Origin of the sequence: Streptococcus suis (assembly GCF_046032115.1) — a bacterium.
GTDB lineage: Bacteria > Bacillota > Bacilli > Lactobacillales > Streptococcaceae > Streptococcus > Streptococcus suis_AJ.
In genome coordinates, this window is the sequence record NZ_JARQOZ010000079.1 from 1 (window position 1) to 1,121 (window position 1,121).

1 protein-coding gene is annotated in these 1,121 nt (G+C 37.9%); it reads left to right on the forward strand.

The genetic code is table 11. The annotated features are described in order from the left end of the window. Nucleotides 1–160 precede the first annotated feature (160 nt). Nucleotides 161–865: a glucosamine-6-phosphate deaminase gene (locus P7J36_RS11555; RefSeq protein ID WP_029186374.1), complete on the forward strand. Its 705-nt coding sequence runs from the start codon at nt 161–163 to the stop codon at nt 863–865. Nucleotides 866–1,121: the final 256 nt, after the last annotated feature.

Consider the following 1,121-nt stretch of genomic DNA (forward strand, 5'->3'; position numbering starts at 1 on the left):
TGAGATAAGGAAAGTCGTCACTATCCTCTTTTGGACGGTAACAAATTGGATAAAATACGAACTACGGGAATGATTCTATAAGTATAAATTCTTGACAAAAATTGGTCTATACCATATAATAAAGAAAAACATTAAATGGTATATACCAAAGAGGTGCGCTATGAAAATTCATGTAGTAAACAATCAAGTTGAAGGAGCAACTGTAGCATTAGATATTTTGAGAGAAAAATTGAACGGAGGTGCCAAGGTATTAGGTTTGGCAACAGGCTCCAGTCCGTTAGAATTTTACAGATTGATTCGTGAGTCGGATTTAGACTTTTCAGATGTGACATCTATAAACTTGGATGAGTATGTTGGTTTAGGTGAGGAGAGCGACCAATCCTATATCCATTTTATGAAGGAAAATCTTTTCAGTGCCAAACCGTTTAAACAATCTTTTTTACCGAATGGTTTGGCGACAGATGTAGTTGCTGAAACAGAACGTTACAATAAAATTCTGGCTGAATATCCAGTTGATTTCCAAATTTTGGGTATCGGTCGCAACGGCCATATCGGTTTCAACGAACCAGGTGCTCCATTTGATGGTCAAACTCACTTGGTTGACTTGGCACCGTCAACCATTGAAGCCAACGCCCGCTTCTTTGACAATCCAGAAGAAGTGCCAAAGCAGGCGATCTCCATGGGCATCGCCAACATTATGGCAGCCAAGACCATTGTCCTCATGGCTTATGGTCCTGAAAAAGCTGACGCCATTAAGGCGACTGTGGAAGGGGCAGTGACAGAGGAAGTTCCAGCAAGTGTCCTTCAAAACCATGACAATGTTGTTCTTATCCTCGACCAAGCCGCAGCGAGTAAATTAGTGTAGTATGTTGTAATCGATTATTCTTAGACATAAAGTTGGTTGTAACAGTACAACAAGTATAATTTCTGAATGAATCTAGGTTCTTTTTCCATTATGAATTTGACAAAAATTGTGAAAAGGCATGTAACTTATATTTTTAAGGGCATGCCTTTTGCTATTCTGATAATCAATATCAGTTGTTATATAGTTGTTTAGTTTTTATTTGATGTGTGATAAAATAGACTTATGACTTACGGAATTGATTTTAGAAAACGCGTTA